This window comes from Streptococcus dentapri, from assembly GCF_042649885.1.
Taxonomy (GTDB): domain Bacteria; phylum Bacillota; class Bacilli; order Lactobacillales; family Streptococcaceae; genus Streptococcus; species Streptococcus dentapri.
In genome coordinates this window covers 23,877-39,573 of sequence record NZ_JBHSAC010000001.1, presented here as the reverse complement: position 1 = coordinate 39,573, position 15,697 = coordinate 23,877, and the positions used below count along the sequence as shown (strand labels likewise).

At 42.2% G+C, this 15,697-nt stretch carries 15 protein-coding genes and 3 pseudogenes; 3 read left to right on the top strand and 15 right to left on the bottom strand.

All coding sequences use genetic code 11. The annotated features are described in order from the left end of the window. The first annotated feature begins 98 nt into the window (after window positions 1-98). Window positions 99-1,244: a cobalamin-independent methionine synthase II family protein gene (locus tag ACFOSE_RS00225; protein ID WP_380428997.1), complete on the top strand. Its 1,146-nt coding sequence runs from the start codon at window positions 99-101 to the stop codon at window positions 1,242-1,244. Between the two features lie 581 nt (window positions 1,245-1,825). Here the strand turns inward: ACFOSE_RS00225 and galE are convergent. Together galE and ACFOSE_RS00215 are read right to left on the bottom strand one after the other, a co-directional pair. Continuing rightward, window positions 1,826-2,830, bottom strand: a complete 1,005-nt coding sequence (galE, locus tag ACFOSE_RS00220; RefSeq protein ID WP_380428994.1) for a UDP-glucose 4-epimerase GalE — start codon at window positions 2,828-2,830, stop codon at window positions 1,826-1,828. A 186-nt stretch (window positions 2,831-3,016) separates the two neighbouring features. Then, on the bottom strand, window positions 3,017-4,567 hold the full coding sequence (locus ACFOSE_RS00215; protein WP_380428992.1) for a cation:proton antiporter: 1,551 nt from the start codon (window positions 4,565-4,567) through the stop codon (window positions 3,017-3,019). Between the two features lie 262 nt (window positions 4,568-4,829). On the opposite strand from ACFOSE_RS00215, the gene ACFOSE_RS00210 reads away from it, so the two are divergent. Beyond that, window positions 4,830-5,876 carry an LLM class flavin-dependent oxidoreductase gene (locus ACFOSE_RS00210; RefSeq protein ID WP_380428989.1) on the top strand — a complete coding sequence of 349 codons (1,047 nt, stop codon included), beginning with the start codon at window positions 4,830-4,832 and terminating at the stop codon, window positions 5,874-5,876. A gap of 100 nt (window positions 5,877-5,976) precedes the next feature. Here ACFOSE_RS00210 and ACFOSE_RS00205 read toward each other — a convergent pair whose 3' ends face one another. Then, window positions 5,977-7,062: an IS630 family transposase gene (locus ACFOSE_RS00205; protein WP_380428986.1), complete on the bottom strand. Its 1,086-nt coding sequence runs from the start codon at window positions 7,060-7,062 to the stop codon at window positions 5,977-5,979. Window positions 7,063-7,117: 55 nt separating this feature from the next. Between ACFOSE_RS00205 and ACFOSE_RS00200 the strand changes: the two are divergent. After that, a pseudogene (locus tag ACFOSE_RS00200) lies at window positions 7,118-7,213 on the top strand (IS200/IS605 family transposase); the annotation flags it as partial. A 521-nt stretch (window positions 7,214-7,734) separates the two neighbouring features. Here ACFOSE_RS00200 and ACFOSE_RS00195 read toward each other — a convergent pair. From ACFOSE_RS00195 to ACFOSE_RS00140, 12 genes and pseudogenes are all read right to left on the bottom strand, one after another. Beyond that, the gene (locus ACFOSE_RS00195) at window positions 7,735-8,199 is read right to left on the bottom strand and encodes an RrF2 family transcriptional regulator (protein ID WP_380428985.1); all 465 of its coding nucleotides are present in this window, start codon (window positions 8,197-8,199) and stop codon (window positions 7,735-7,737) included. Then, entirely contained in the window at window positions 8,196-8,540 is a 345-nt protein-coding gene (locus ACFOSE_RS00190; protein WP_380429043.1) for an SRPBCC family protein, read from the bottom strand. The genes ACFOSE_RS00195 and ACFOSE_RS00190 overlap by 4 nt, the downstream gene beginning before the upstream one ends. Window positions 8,541-8,639: 99 nt before the next feature. Next, a complete protein-coding gene (locus ACFOSE_RS00185) occupies window positions 8,640-9,209 on the bottom strand; it encodes an NAD-dependent epimerase/dehydratase family protein (protein ID WP_380428982.1) in 570 nt (189 codons plus the stop codon). Window positions 9,210-9,385: 176 nt separating this feature from the next. Next, window positions 9,386-9,985 (bottom strand): DUF1349 domain-containing protein, encoded by a 600-nt coding sequence (locus ACFOSE_RS00180; RefSeq protein ID WP_380428980.1) that lies wholly within the window; start codon window positions 9,983-9,985, stop codon window positions 9,386-9,388. A gap of 135 nt (window positions 9,986-10,120) precedes the next feature. After that, window positions 10,121-10,957, bottom strand: a complete 837-nt coding sequence (locus tag ACFOSE_RS00175) for an alpha/beta fold hydrolase (protein WP_380428977.1) — start codon at window positions 10,955-10,957, stop codon at window positions 10,121-10,123. An 11-nt stretch (window positions 10,958-10,968) separates the two neighbouring features. Then, window positions 10,969-11,970, bottom strand: a complete 1,002-nt coding sequence (locus tag ACFOSE_RS00170) for an NADP-dependent oxidoreductase (RefSeq protein WP_380428975.1) — start codon at window positions 11,968-11,970, stop codon at window positions 10,969-10,971. A 74-nt stretch (window positions 11,971-12,044) separates the two neighbouring features. After that, window positions 12,045-12,476 (bottom strand): Rrf2 family transcriptional regulator, encoded by a 432-nt coding sequence (locus ACFOSE_RS00165; protein WP_380429040.1) that lies wholly within the window; start codon window positions 12,474-12,476, stop codon window positions 12,045-12,047. A 115-nt stretch (window positions 12,477-12,591) separates the two neighbouring features. Continuing rightward, on the bottom strand, window positions 12,592-13,530 hold the full coding sequence (locus ACFOSE_RS00160) for an alpha/beta hydrolase (protein ID WP_380428972.1): 939 nt from the start codon (window positions 13,528-13,530) through the stop codon (window positions 12,592-12,594). Between the two features lie 71 nt (window positions 13,531-13,601). Continuing rightward, window positions 13,602-13,904 (bottom strand): ArsR/SmtB family transcription factor, encoded by a 303-nt coding sequence (locus ACFOSE_RS00155; protein ID WP_380428969.1) that lies wholly within the window; start codon window positions 13,902-13,904, stop codon window positions 13,602-13,604. A gap of 98 nt (window positions 13,905-14,002) precedes the next feature. Beyond that, window positions 14,003-14,350: pseudogene (locus ACFOSE_RS00150) on the bottom strand (TIGR01440 family protein); the annotation flags it as partial. Beyond that, window positions 14,338-14,685: pseudogene (locus ACFOSE_RS00145) on the bottom strand (Rrf2 family transcriptional regulator); the annotation flags it as partial. The pseudogenes ACFOSE_RS00145 and ACFOSE_RS00150, both read right to left, overlap by 13 nt. A gap of 124 nt (window positions 14,686-14,809) precedes the next feature. Continuing rightward, window positions 14,810-15,502: a hypothetical protein gene (locus ACFOSE_RS00140; protein WP_380428967.1), complete on the bottom strand. Its 693-nt coding sequence runs from the start codon at window positions 15,500-15,502 to the stop codon at window positions 14,810-14,812. Between the last annotated feature and the right edge of the window lie 195 nt (window positions 15,503-15,697).

Below are 15,697 nucleotides of genomic sequence, written 5' to 3'. Positions count from 1 at the left end.
ATATAGTTTTAAACTATATCTCTGTCTCTAAAATAACTATTTTTCAAAATACATTGATTAAGATAAAATAAGGACATCCATTAAAAGGAGGACTTATTATGACACAGTCAAAGTTTCAACTAGTTGGTTCACTTCTGCGCCCCGCGGATTTACTTGATTATAAAAATCAAATTGAGCACCGCGATGATATTCAGTACCCTTTCTATGATAGCTTCCCTGGTTACCATGAAACTGAGACAGCAGACATCAAAAAAGTTATAGCTGATCAAAAAGCCAACGGCATTGATATTTTAACAGACGGTGAATATTCTAAATCAATGTGGCACCTTGATTTCATCTGGGGTTTCAAAGGTATTGAACGCTACATTGCCGATCATGGCTATACCTTCAAAGACCACGATGGTGGGCATTTTGAAACACGTAAGGACATTGGTATTCGCATTACCGAGCCTCTTTCTAGTAAAAACCATCATTTCTTAGATATTTATCGTCTTTTGAAAGAGGAGGCTGGAGATACAGAGACCAAGCTTACTATTTGGGGACCCGCACATGCTTATACTGAATTAGCAATTTTTGATGGTTTGTATGGTGATGGTCAGGTTTACAAAACCAAGGAAGAACTCAAAGCTGGCTTGATTAAAGCCTATAAAGAATTCTTGAGAGAGTACAAAGAGGCTGGTGGTAAAATCATTCAATTTGACGACTGCCTCTGGGAACTTTTTGATGAATCAAACGCCGACTCTTTCTTTGCAGAAGGCAATGCTAATCTGGCTGACTTGGCCGATGAATTTATCCAAATCAACAATGAAGTGACTGATTTTGGTCATGAATTGGGACTGAAAGTCTGGACACACAACTGTCGTGGCAATTACGAAAGCCGCCATGCCTCTGGCGGTACCTATGAAGCTATCGCTAAGAAATTCCTCGGTGATCAGCATTATGACCGCTTCTTCCTTGAATGGGATGATGAGCGCGCTGGTGATTTGAAAGCCTTGGAAACGTTGAAAGATAAAGATGCTGAAGTTGTTCTGGGACTTCTTTCAAGTAAAACAACTGACTTGGATGATGAAGAGCGGGTTTACACGCTTCTGGAAGAAGCCAGCAAAATCATTCCAAAAGACCGTCTCTTGCTTTCTCACCAGTGCGGCTTTGCTTCTTGTGACTCAGGAAATGAGTTGGCTATTCCGCAACAATGGGCTAAAATCAAACAAGGGCAAGAGATTGCTGCTAAATTCTGGAAGTAATTAAACGAAAAACTTTTATATCAACAAAATGCCCAGACTCTAGAGTCTGGGCATTTTGTTATGTCAGGTCTCCTTGATTTTGCTTTTTCAGATATCATAAAGGCGTTGACAAAATTAACTCTTTTCAAATTCAAATTGTATTACAAGGAAGTAAAGTAAGAAAATGGACAAGGCTAAATTCGAGTTTTTGCGAATGACAGTCTCAAATAGATTTGAATTTGAACACATTGTCATTAGTTCTCAAATTACTGAATCTGCCTTAAATTATTGCGCTCATGGTGGTATGTATAATCAGATATGTGGCCTGACGGAATTTGATGCTGTCAGTCACTTAATCTAATATCAACTATCTTGAAGTCTGTCAGTGAGATGATTAATTAAAAATTGAAGGCAGCTGCTCTCACAACGGTCGCACAGCAAAAGTTATTATGTCTCCATAACCAATCAAAGAAAACAACTTTTAGCCTAGGTAAGCTTTACTATATTTATAACAGGTTAACATCAAGAGGAAAGTGCTGAATAAAAATTAAAGAATAGTAATAAATTTAAATGTTTTGGTAGGGCTCGCTGCTCTTTTCTTTTTATTTACCTCTATCATCATAGCCCTTAGCATGGTTAGAATGCCAAGCCCAGGCTGATGCGATTATTTTTTCGATGTCGTCATATTGTGGTTGCCATCCTAGCACGCGGCGGGCTTTTTCCGAGCTGGCAATCAAGATGTCTGGATCACCTGGTCGGCGGTCAGCTTTCTCAGCTGGAATTTCCTTACCGGTGACTTTGCGAGCTGCTTCTAAAATCTGAAGGTTTGAAAATCCCGTTGATGATCCGAGGTTGAAAGCAGTGGATGGGTTACCCTGACGCAGATAATTAACTGCCAGCAGATGGGCATCTGCCAAATCAAAGGGATGGACATAGTCACGTACGTTAGTGCCGTCAGGTGTCTTATAGTCATCTCCAAAAATCATAATCTTATCGCGCAGACCCTGTGCTACTTGTAAGATAATCGGTAAGAGGTGAGTTTCAGGACCATGGTCTTCACCGATGGAACCATCTGGTTTAGCACCAGCAACATTAAAGTAACGCAAAGGAACAAACTTGATACCATAAGCCTGATCCGCCCAGTGCATAATAGTCTCCATCATGAGCTTACTTTCACCATAAGGATTGATAGGATGTTGAGGAGTTGTTTCCTTAATTGGAATTTCAGCAGGAATACCATAAGTTGCAGCGGTTGATGAAAAAACTATATTTTTAATCTCAAATTCATTCATAACCTCTAGCAAGTTAATCATACCAACTGTATTATTATCAAAATACTTAAGAGGATTTTCCATGGATTCTGCAACCAGTGAATAGGCTGCAAAATGGATGATAGCATCAATATCAGAATTCTCAGTAAGTACCTGCCTCATAAAAACTTTATCCGCTAAGTCCCCTTGATAAAAAACAGCCTCTGGATGGACCGCTGCACGATGACCTGTGACCAGACTATCCACAACAATAACCTTCTCCTCACCTTGCTCAACCAAGCGATCAACCATATGAGAACCGATGTATCCAGCTCCTCCAAGTACTAAAATTGCCATAATCGTTATTTTCAACTGACTACCAAATTAATAGTAATCAATTTCTTCCCTCCCTATTTTGATATTTCTGCTTTAGTAACAGAAAGTTGATGATCAACATTCCTATTATACTGATTCGTAGGATATCTTTCAAGTTTTATGAAAAGATATTAAGATCTCCAAACGGCTTTATCTAGAGGAATAGAATCAATAATCTTCTCTTTGATAATACTGCTTACCTAGTAGTCTATAAAGATAATCATCTGGTAGGGCATCGTCATGATATTTCTGATAAAGTGCTTGTGCGGCTTCTTTGTGTTGATTATAAAGATCCTTTCGTCTCTCCAACTGTTCATCGTGAAAATTCTGGACTTCCTGCCGCTGACTGCGCAAAAGATCTAACAACTCTTCGCGTTCTTTCTGATCTTCAATAGCATCTATGCTCCAAGCAATTTTCGCTGCTGTATAATCTTGATACTGTTTAGCACGCACTCTTTCCTGCTCTAAATGCTTGTGGACGATGGTAGATAGGTCTCTTGGTGATTGAAAGATTTCTCTAAAAGCACCGAAAGGCTCAGCGTCAACAACTCTATAGGTTAGGGCACCGAGATAGGGCATGAGAAAGACGCTGATAGCTCCCGCAGCAATGAGCACTGATGCGACTTCGCTAGACATAAAGTCATCATGAACAGCGATACCGGTAATCCCGACAATGAGAGGTAGAGCTGTTGTGCAATAAAAGGCAACCGAAAAACGATTGTGCAGAGACAGCCGCTCCTGCGGGTCTTTTTCCAAGGATAGGGATATGACAATTGGAATCGTACGAATCAAGACCAAGGCCAGAATAAACATTAACAAGAGCATGGGGCGCTCTGCTACTGCTAATAGATTGATACCGCAACCCGAAATGACAAAAAAGAGGGGTATCAGAAAACCGTGGGCAAGACCATTGAGCTTCTTCTCCAACATGTGGCTGCTTTCGGGAATAACAAAACGTAGCACAAAGCCAGCCGCAAAAGCTCCCAGTACAATATCTAAATCAAATATTGATGAGAAGGCTACTAATACAATCATCAGAAGAATAGTAATGCGGACGGTCATTTGCGCTTTGGTATCAGCTTTTGATTTTAAGAAATTATAAAGAGCTCCACCTCGCTGAACAGCTCGATTTCCCAAGCCTGCCAACCAGATGCAAATTAGCAGTAAGCCACCTAAAATAGCTGCTGTCTGCCAAGTGCTGCGGGCAGATAACAAAATAGCCATAGCTATAACTGTCGCTACTTCTCCCCATGTTCCGTAGGCAATGACCAGATTTCCTATATGGGTTCCAGTTAAGCTGCGTTCTTCTAAAATCGGCATGAGAGTTCCTAGGGCTGTTGTTGTAAACAATAAAGCCGTAGCAATCAAACCTTGCTTACCCGAAGCAATATCAGGCATAATGAAAGCCACAACCAGACCAATTACAAAAGTTACCACCCAAGTTGAAAGGCCTTTCTTACCTTCTTTGCCGGTGATGACCTTAGGATCAATCTCATAGCCCGCAAGTAGAAAGAGAAAGGCACATCCCAGATCAGACAAAAGTTTAAGCGCTTCATTGTCCGAATTGATAATATCGAGAACATTAGGCCCCAGTATAGCTCCAGCAGCAATCAAAATGACCGGCTCAGGTACCACTTGCTTAGGAATCAAGCGGACCAGCATGGGGGTCAGAGCTGCCAAAAGAGTAATAATTGTCAGTGAAATAAATGTCTCTGTCATACATAACTCCATATCTAAAGAGATTAACTCTGATCGATAAATTAGACAATCAGATGGTATTATAACATTTCAACCACTAGTAAGCCAGAATTCGTTGTTCATCTGCTTGTTTACAAAAAGTAGCTTCCCTGACAAAGTGTTTTTTCAAGCAAAAATACTACTACAACCTAGTGATTAAGCACGATAAAAATGCTTCTGAGCAAAAAAATAGAATTTATTACTAATTAGTGATATATTGTTAAAAACGAAAAGGAGAATTACTATGATTGAATTAGGAATTTCAACCTTCGGCGAAACAACCCCATTGGAGAAAACAGGACAACCTATTCCACACGATAAACGCATTCGCAATTTGGTAGAAGAAATTGAGCTTGCTGATCAGGTGGGCTTAGATATCTATGCCATCGGAGAACACCATCGTGAAGATTTCGCGATTTCGGCACCTGAGATTGTTTTGGCTGCTGGTGCTGTCACTACCAGACATATCCGCTTATCAAGTGCGGTTACCATCCTGTCATCTATTGATCCGGTCCGGGTCTACCAGCAATATGCGACTATTGATGCCCTTTCCAAGGGTCGAGCAGAAATCATGGCTGGACGCGGTTCCTTCATCGAATCATTCCCTTTATTTGGCTATGATTTGGCAGATTACGATGAATTGTTTGATGAGAAATTGGCCATGCTCCTAGAAATCAAAAAAACAACCAAGCTGAATTGGTCGGGAAGACATACACAAACCGTCAACAATCGCCCTGTCTATCCTCGTGCTGTTCAAGAGGACTTCCCTATTCAAGTAGCGACTGGCGGAAGCCCTCACTCTACGCAAAAAATTGCTGAGCTGGGCCTTCCTATTGTCTACGCTATCATCGGTGGCAATCCTAAAAATTTCCGCCAATTAGTCAAAATGTATAAACAAATCGGACGTCTGCACGGTCATGATGTTTCCAAGATGACGGTGGCGGCTCACTCTTGGGGATGGTTAGCCAAGGATAAGGAACAAGCTGAACGCGACTACTTCCATCCAACCAAACAGTTGGTTGATAATATCAGTAAGGACCGACCATTCTGGAAAGAATTAACCTATGATGATTATTTGAATTCAATCGGTGAAAATGGTGCCATGTTTGTCGGGGATGCTCAGACAGTCGCTAACAAGATTATCAAAATAGTAGAGGATTTACAGCTCGATCGTTTTATGATGCATTTGCCTGTTGGTTCAATGCCCCATGAGGACACTTTGGAAGCCATTAGAATTTATGGCCAAGAGGTAGCGCCTAAGGTACGGGAGTATTTTGAAGATAAAGGCTAATTTCTAAATTTAGCTGGGAGAAAAATGCCCAGCTAATTTAGATTTGTCTATAAGATGTATTAAATTAGCCCGCAATCACTATATAGTTATATACTAATACTTATTTAAAATCAAAAATAGCGGAAGTCCAGTCTCTATGTACAATTGATTTGAGTTGATAAGCAGTTAAGGTTTGAATAACCTCTTCAAGTTTATCAATTACCTCATTTAAGGTCCTAAATACTTTATTCTTGAATCCAAGTTTACGAATCTCAGCCCAGACTTGCTCAATAGGATTCATTTCAGGTGTGTAGGGTGGAATGAAGGTAAATTCAATATTCTTAGGGATATTTAAGGTCTGAGATTTATGCCAGATGGCATTATCCATGACTAAAATAATATAATCTTCTGGATAAGCTGCTGATAGCTGGCGTAAAAATTCATTCATCCAATCACTATTACATCCGCCTGCTATGATGAAAAATGAGTCGCCTGTATGGGCATCCACAACTCCATAACAATATCGGTATTCACGAATGTGGTGACTTGCTACGTGAGGACGATAACCTTTTGGAGTCCAACACGAACCAAGTTTGCGGATACGCCCAAAACCCGCCTCATCTTGGTACATAAGGCGGATTTTTTGATATTCTTTCTCATTATTAAAGCGCTTACTTTTCTCTCCTCGAATAAAGATTTTATTTTTAGACGCTAAAATGGTTTCAGCGTCTGCTTTTTTCGGATGTTGGGGACGTGGGCTAACTTTACGCCAACCATGACGTTTCAGGAGAGCATAGAAACCTTCTCGGGTTGTCTTGTGCCCAACTCTCTCTTGATAGGCTTTAAAGAGGGAGTTAACGGTAACAAATTCTCCATTCAAAGAAGAAGAGAGTTGCTCTTTAAGGAAATCTTCTTCCTCCTCATGCGTCATATAGGAGCGGCGGCGACCACCACGATTTTCCTTTAAGAGGGCTTCTAAGCCACCACTTAGATAGCGATTCAATAAGTTTCGGACTGTCTGATGGACAAAACCTACTGATTTAGCTACGGATGTTAAATTATGGCATTCAGAATAAAGAATGAGTGCCTGTATTTTTCTATGATGCGGAGCATTATTTTTATTATGGCTTCGAGCCAGTTTTTCTCGTAGAGAAAAACAATAAAACCACCAGCTATGCTGGTGGCTGCTAAGGCTTTGAGCTTCCATTTCTTTTTCCTGATATAATCTAATTGTTCAGGTTAGATTATATCAGGAAAAAGAAATGGCTAAAACCAGTTACAGTTTATCACATACTAAATGGATGTGCAAATATCACATAGTTTTCACACCTAAGTACCGTAGAAGATCCATTTTCAGATGGCAGTTTTAGAACGAGATAAAAGCCCGTTGTTACGGGCATTAGTCAAGTAATTATAGCACTAACCTGAACGAAGTTCAGCGAACGTCTTTAGACGTCGCTGGAGAGAAACGGCTTATAGCCGGTGTACAAGCCACCCGTTTTCACGGGTGGTTATGACTTTTAAGGGCCTGTTTTAATTCCTCGATTTGGGAGGACGTCAGTTCTTTTGTCATAAAACTATAATATCGCTATTTCTGATTTTTGTTAAGTATAAAATAATTTTTTTGTTTGACATGTTTTAAACCTCATTTGTTTTATTTGATGAGTCTATTATAGAGCAAGTTACCATTTCGCGTCATGACAATGCGCGCCACAATTATGACAGTTTCTGCCAAGGTGAGGGAGAAAATGTAAAAAAAATTGAGTTTGGAACTACTTTTGTCCCAAACTCAATTTTATTCGTTTTAGCTCAACAACTTGAAATAAAGACTTGTTGACGACATTGAATTTCTTTGAAATTACCGATTTCTGTCCCACTCTCACTTAACTCTCTCATTCCAGTCAATAGCCCCGCTTTGGTAGGCCTCTTTCTGTAGTAAGTCGGAAATTTTCAGGCCATCTAACTGGCTGTAAAAGGCGGTCAAGCCCGCTTCCAAGGTAGTTTTGACCAGATCTTCGACCTGACGAACATGGGCCTCATCGTCATAGATTTGATGGGCCATATGCTTAAAATCCAGGACATCCGCCTGCAACTCCAAGGCAAAGAAGACATCCTTAAGGCTGATGGCCTCGACAGGCTGTGCCAACTGGTAGCCGCCCGTTTTACTGGCATTGGAGGAAATGAGTCCTGCTTTGGACAGTTTCATCAAGATTTTTTTCAAATAAGAGTCCGAAACCTGCAAGACCTGACTGAGGACATGGCTTTTGACCGGCACATGCCCCTCCTGCAAGGCCAACATGGTGAGAACATAGGTGGCTTGTTCAAAGCTTTTGTTTAATTTCATGACTTCTCCAATTCTTTTTGACCTGCTTGTAAAATCGTTTGGTAAAGGGTAGCTGCCATCTTTCCCGCCAAAGCATTGAGCCATTTTTGACCAAATAGGCTGGGGACCTCAATCTCAATGGTCCAAGTGACCCTGGTTCTTTGCTCTGCTATTTTTTCAAAAGCAATCTCCGTGAAATCCTGACGGACAGCTGGAAAGGAGCGATTGACCTTATAAGAAATCAAGTGGTTGGGGCTGACGGCGGTAATCTCTTCTCGATACCATCCTGCTATCATGATGATATCACGCTGGGAGCCTTTTGTCCATCGGCTTTTCCCCAGCCAAGCAGAGCGAAAAACAATGGAGGAGGCTGTAAAGTTCTCGGATTGGTAAAACCAGGTAAAGACTTAATCGAGTGGTGCTGCAATTTCCTGACTGATACGAACACGTTCAATAGGCATTTATTTCACCAGTTTTGAAACCAGCTCGTCTGCCACCTCGGTTACCAAGACTGGTTTCATATTTTTCATGAAAAGACCAAAGAATTTGAAGACGGGAACGAGTTTAGCGAGGGCATCGCTGCGGCCATTACCATAGACAACGGTTGGCTCAACCACTTCGGTGCGAATGTCGCTGGCACGGAGTTGGTCTGCGATGCGTTTTTTGCCGTCTAGGAAGGATTTTGGTCCCAAAAGACCGCCGATAAAGCCCATAGCCTTGACTTGCTTGTCCTTGGCAAGCTGCAACATAACCTGAGCAGGCTTGTCATTGACCGCTTCAAAGGTGGCTGGGTCGCTTTCTGGACGACCGACAAAATCCACGATGTAATCAACCTGGTCTGGCAGGATGGCTGCCACTGCCTTGTAGTCTGACACATCCGCCGCAAAATTATAGATGCGGGAGTTGGTAAGCTGGTTCTTGCCAGAGCGTGAAATGACATAGAAGACTGCATTCGGATCTTCTTTGAGCCATTTTTCCGTTACATTGCGACCGATATAGCCGTTTCCGCCGAGTAATACTACGTTTGTCATATTGTTAACCTCTTTTCTTAGGATTTTTATTATCCTTGGTTATCAGTATATATCCTAAGACTTTTTTTGTCAACAAATTGAACTTGAATTACAAAACTTTCTTTGTTGAGGTTGTAAAAAACATCGGAAGACAAAAATACACTAGGTATGTTTTTTCCTAGTGTACTTTTTCGGTTCTAATCCGGCTGCTGGCCATCATGGGCCAGCCATTTGCAGTCTTTCAAACTCATTTCCGAAAAGACGGCTTCAAAGGAAGAGTCTTCTGGCGAGCAGGCATAGATGCCGAAATGGATCTTACCGCTGCCTTGGCGCAGGTGGCAGATCCGCATCTGCTCAAAATGGACACCATCTTTGGAGTTTTCGATGCAAAAATCACTGCCCCGTCGGCTCAAACGGTAATAGATGGACTTGACGGAGGCAGGAATTTCCTGAGTGGCCCAGTCGGAATAGCCATGATTGGTCACGACGCTGCCCAAGTGCTGAAAGTCCTCATTTTCATACTCAATAGAGCCCTTGATCCAGTTTTCCGAATCCTGATAGACCACAACACCGCACTGGTCAAAGCGGGTATGACTATTGGAAAAGTCTGTCTTGACTGTAAAGGAAAAATACTCTTCCTCCGTATCCATCAAGAGCAGGGGCGCATTGTCATTGACAAAATGGTAATAGGTCTTCTGCCACAAGTCCGTGTGAGCCTGGGTGGTGATTCTGATTTCCTGGTCTGAAATCTGGTAGTTTTGGGGTTCCCGAACCCAGTAAAAATCTTTCGTGTTCATTTGATTTCCTTTTGTTTTTAGACTATTATACAGGCAAAAGAAAAAGAAGACAAGTATCTCAACCAACTCTTTCAAGAACAGGCTGGGGTGATTTTAGGAAGCTTGCAGGCCTTGTATGGCCAAAAGTAACAGGGACTATTCCTCCAAAAATGCGATTAACTCTTTTGAAAACTCTTCTGCATTTTGGAAGATGGAGCCGTGACCTGCCTTTGGATAGATGATGAGCTGGCTGTTTTTGATTTTCTCATGCATGATATAAGAGTTTTCAGTCGGAACCTGCATATCCTTGTCACCGTTGACGATAAGGGTGGGTTGGGTGATAAAGGCCATATCATCTTGAGGCTCTCTGCCCCAGCGTTTGATAGCCTTCAGCTGGGTCAAAAATCCTGGGACATTCATGGCCTTGTCTGCATCAGCAAGCCTTCTTTGACCCATACGACCCAAAACTTTTTCAGCTTCCAGACGACCTGCTTCATCGTGGTTGTAGAAAATGTAACGTTTTGGATCCACCCGCTCTAGACCAGCCTTCAGCATATAGCGGAAGGTTTTTCCTGTCACCTTGTCCGCCTCAAGACCACCTCGAGGACCTGTTCCTGCCAGAATCAAGCGGTTAACCAAGGGACTGTCAAAACGAACGATTTCTTGGGCAATAAAACCACCCATAGAAAGACCTAACAGGTTAATTTTTGTATGCCCCAAGGCCTTGATAATAGCATGAGCCTGCTCTGCCATTCCCGGAATCGTAGATGCCACCTTGCCTTGACTGGCTCCCACACCAGGAAGGTCTAGGACGATGATGTGCTCTTTTGTAGCCAGTAAATCCAGCAATTTGGGATCCCAGTTGTCCAGGGTTGCGGCCAAGTGGACCAGCATGACCAGAGGCAGTTTGGACTGGCCCTTGCCTAGTTCACGGTAGGCAATCTGATTGCCTGCGACAGTAATGTATTGATTTTTGGTTGTGATATAAGACATAAGTACTCCTACTATTCAAAACTGAGGACAGTTTTTCCACGTGAGCGACCGTTTGCGACCTTGTCCAAGGCTGCGTTGACTTCTTCAAATGGGTAAACGGTGTCGATAGACGGCTTGATTTCTAGTTTGCTGAAAATGTCTGCTACTTCTTGCAACTGTTGGCCATTGCTTTCTACAAAGATGAAATGGTAATGCACACCGTAGCTTTCCGCCATCTTGTCAAACTTGCGGCCCACTTGACCAAACAGGAATTGTTTCCATTTTGGTAGGTTCATGCGTTTGGCAAAGGCACCGTTTGGCATGGCACGGAGGGAAACCAGGTGACCACCTTTTTTCATGATCGACATTTGTTTTTCGGTTTCTGCACCGCCAAGTGTGTCCAAGACATAGTCGATTTGGGATAGGATTTGGGTGTAATCTTCTGTCTTGTAGTCGATAAACTGGTCAGCTCCTAATTCCAATACCCGCTCTGCATTTGCCCCGTCACCGTTGGTAATGACTGTCAAACCCTTGGCTTTGGCAATGGGAATAGCCATACCACCGACACCGCCAGTTCCACCTGAGATGAAAATGGTCTTACCAGCCTCGGCACCCATGAGGTCAAGTGCCTGCATAATAGTCAAGGCCGTCAGAGGAACAGCTGCCGCTTCCACATCCGTCAGATAGGCAGGAACTTTGGCAAGGGCTGTAGCCTCAACCGCTACATACTCGGCAAAGGCACCGATATTATCGAGAGGAAGACGACCAAAGACACGGTCACCAGCCTCAAACTTAGTCACACTTGATCCAACTTCTGCAACTAGACCAACGACTTCATTACCCGCTGTTTGTGGCAATTTGTAAGGGACAATCATCTTGACATCTCCACGAGAAATCATGTTGTCTAGAGGATTGACAGCTGCTGCCGTCACTTTGATAAGAACTTGGTTTGGTTTGATTTGAGGTTTAGCAATGTCAGTTAGGGTAAGTACGATATTGTTTTTGTTATAAGATGTGTGTTGTGCTGCTTTCATGGTTTACTCCTTTTATTTACCAACTTGTATCAGATACAAGTCAATAGTTGTTCTTAGAAAATCTGACACTTTGGTCAGATGCGATTTTGCTTGGCTGATTGGTAAAGATTGGTAATGACATTGTCCAAGGTTTCTTGGCCTAGTTCTTTTTCAAGTTGTTCTTCGACCTTAGAAAAAATAGGGGACATGGCATTTTCAATGTGCTGACCAACTGGACAGGCCTGATTGGCATTTTGGTGAATTTGAAAGAGATTAATGTGTTCTACTTCCTGGGTGGCAAAATAGATTTCTAATAAGGTCATCTCTTTTGGTGACTTGCTTAACTGGTATCCTGACCGCCCTTGCTGCGAAGTGATGAGTCCTGCATTTTTTAGAAGTACAATCACCTTACGAATGTAACTGGCATTGGTGCCAACACTTTCTGCTAAGGCCTGCGAGCTGAGGACTTCCTTGCTCTCACTAATCATGGTAAGAATATGAAGGGCAACAGAAAATTTGGTATCCATCATACGACATCCCTTTCTGTTCTTGTATCAACTACAGGAACAAGTTTAACATAAAGAAATCTACTTGGCAAGGATTTTGTTCAAAAAAATCACAACCTACTGGTTGTGATAGATTTTATAAATTCCGTTTGATAAAGCGATTGATACTATCATTCATCACGCGAAGGGCTTGGTGTTCCACAGGATAGTGTCCACCGTTTGGCAACTGAACAACCTCCACTGGTACTTTTGAAATCTGGTCCAAAACAGGACAACTCAACTCATACGGTGTCCATTTATCCGCATCTGGTTGCGTTAGTAAAATAGGAGCAACCGCGAAATCCTTAGGAGCAATCTCTGGAACGTAATTCATGTACGATTGCAAGAAATTGATAGAAGCAAGATTGCCAGCAGATGTCTTATCTTTCATAAAGACTTCGAGCAAGTCCTTGTCATTGACAAGAGCTGACATTTTGGAAGCAAACCACATTGGCAGCTGAAGGCGACCCAAGCCCAAAGCTTTTCCAAGTGTCAACATAGGAACGCCAATTCGCCCCATGAGAATATGGCTGGTCGTCTGATCTCGGACAATTTGAGCTTTTTGATCCAAGAAGGTCATGCCAATAATCCCTTTTACCTTTGGATTGCGGGCAGCAACGTGATAGGTTTCCATTCCGCCAGCACTCAAGCCATACAAGAAAATCGGACGGTCATCTCGTGCCAACTCTCTATCAATCAAGGCCGCTCCAATCTCTACCCAGTCATCATACGTAACACTCTTACGATCGCGAACTTGGGAAACGCCATAAGTTGGCATATCAATCATAATGGTTTCGTAGCCATTTTTTGATTGTGGACCACCGAGAATCATAGAAATTTGTCGCCCATTTGTCCCTACACCATGAAAGGCAATGATTTTAGCTGGTGCAGCTGGATTTCTAAAAGTATCCAAGTGCAAGCGGTGCCCTTTGTAGTCCCACCATTCTTCCTTAGGTTGGTAAGAAGCTGTAAACTGGTAATCAGCTGGTAAAGTTTTCATGATTTCTTTCCAACTTGTTTGTGTTGTATAGGTCATTATTTTATCCTCTTTTTCATTTTTATATTTTTAAACATTTCAACGTGTTGGCGATAAGAAAATTTAAAGTCTTACTTTAAATCCTCCTCTATTGACTGCACCAGGTCATTCAAGATAACCAGTGCCTCTTCTAAGCACACACTGTAATAGCGTTCCTTCCCATCTTTTCGATAGGTGACAAGATCTGCTGAGTAGAGCAATTTCAGATGATGCGAGACTGTTGGACGAGAAAGCGACATATGGTCTGTCAACTGACTGACCGTCATCTCTCCCTTATCAAACAAGAGCATCAACATATCTTGCCGACTCTCATCTTGTAACATGGTAAAAGCTGGAATAGCCTTCCGCAGATACTGCATTGTTTTTTGACTCATTTTCTACTTCGTGTTGAAATGTTTAAACCTATTATATTTCAAAGTTTTGTATTTGTCAACCACATTGTTTTAAAAAAATCACAACCATTTGGCTGTGACTAATTTTTCCGTATCTGATCCTCTAAATAAGCCGCACGGGCTCCACCAATCAATTTTGGTCGGCTAGCAAGTGCCGTAACATGGGCTTGTCCAATTTCACGAAGGCTTGGTCTAACTGGAACCTGCACATGTTTGATATGCATGCCGATAGCCGTATCACCGATGTCCACACCAGCCTGAGCCGTGATAAATTCCACTTCGACCGGGTCCTTCATATACTTGAAGGCCGCCAGCTGTCCAGAGCCTCCTGCATGAAGGGTGGGGAGGACATTGACCATTTCCAAATCTTTCTGGATAGCCAATTCACGCTCCACTACCAAGGCACGATTGAGGTGCTCACAGCCTTGGAAAAAATAGGGGACATGGCATTTTCAATGTGCTGACCAACTGGACAGGCCTGGTTGGCATGTTGGTGAATTTGGAAGAGATTGATATGGCCTACTTCCTGGGTGGCAAAATAAATTTCTAAAAGCGTCATCTCTTTTGGCGACTTGCTTAACTGGTATCCTGATCGCCCTTGCTGCGAAGTGATGAGTCCTGCATTTTTTAGAAGTACAATCACCTTACGAATGTAACTGGCATTGGTGCCAACACTTTCTGCTAAGGCTTGCGAGCTGAGGACTTCCTTACTCTCACTAATCATGGTAAGAATGTGAAGGGCAACAGAAAATTTTGTATCCATCATACAATATCCCTTTCTGTTCTTGTATCGAATACAAGAACAAGTTTAACATAAAATCATTTCCTTGACAAGTCTTTTGCCTCACTTTTTTTACATTTGACATTATCAGGGAAATTCTCACTATTTACAAGTCCTTGCGTTTGCTGTTTTCTACAAAGGTTAAGGTTTTATCAATACGATAAGCCTGCAAGGCAGAGACATGAGAAACAAGTTTCGAATTTAACTCAGGAGCGACTGTCCTATAAAACTCTTCTCTTGCTGCTTGATTAGCAAAACCAATTATCACAGACGAATGAAGATGCTCTGATTTTGGATTATCATGGGCGACATTCGGAGTGTCCCAAGTCGCTTTGTTCCAAGGCATGTAGACTTGCGATCTCACTTCTGTAACACCTGCGACTTGTGAAAGTATCGTCGCAAACTCATCATTGATAAAGTTTTTGAAGTCCCCACTAGCCACATCTTCTTTTCTACGCAAGTATAGAACATCACGCAAGGCTGTTTCTGAGTCTTCACTTGTCTGAAACCATCGTGAAGAATAGGGGAAACCCATGTGCATCAAGGTTCTTCGAAAGACATTGACTTCATCCTGAAAGGCTAAGGCAGTTTGCTTTCTTCCCGCAACTGGTGCCAAGAGATTTTCAAAGGTCACTTCTGCGATACCATCAATGCGGCGATCTGGCGAAACCTGAGTATCCAATCCAGCTACCTCAGGCCAAAAACTATGCTCTGTTTCACTTAAATGTTGCTGACGGTATTCAAGCAATCCCGGTGACGAGGCAATAATCTGCGAGTGGGGACCCGACCAATAATCCATCCCCTCTTGGCGTGGTTTATCTTCTCTCATCCAGAGTAAAATAGAAACTGAAAATCATTTTTCATATTCTTTAGTCATTAGTGTATCTCCTTCTTTTTGTTGTTGTATCAATTACAGGAACAAGTATAACATGAAGAAATCCACTTGGCAAGGATTTGACTCAAACAATGATGAAGCCAGTCATCAACTGCTCAA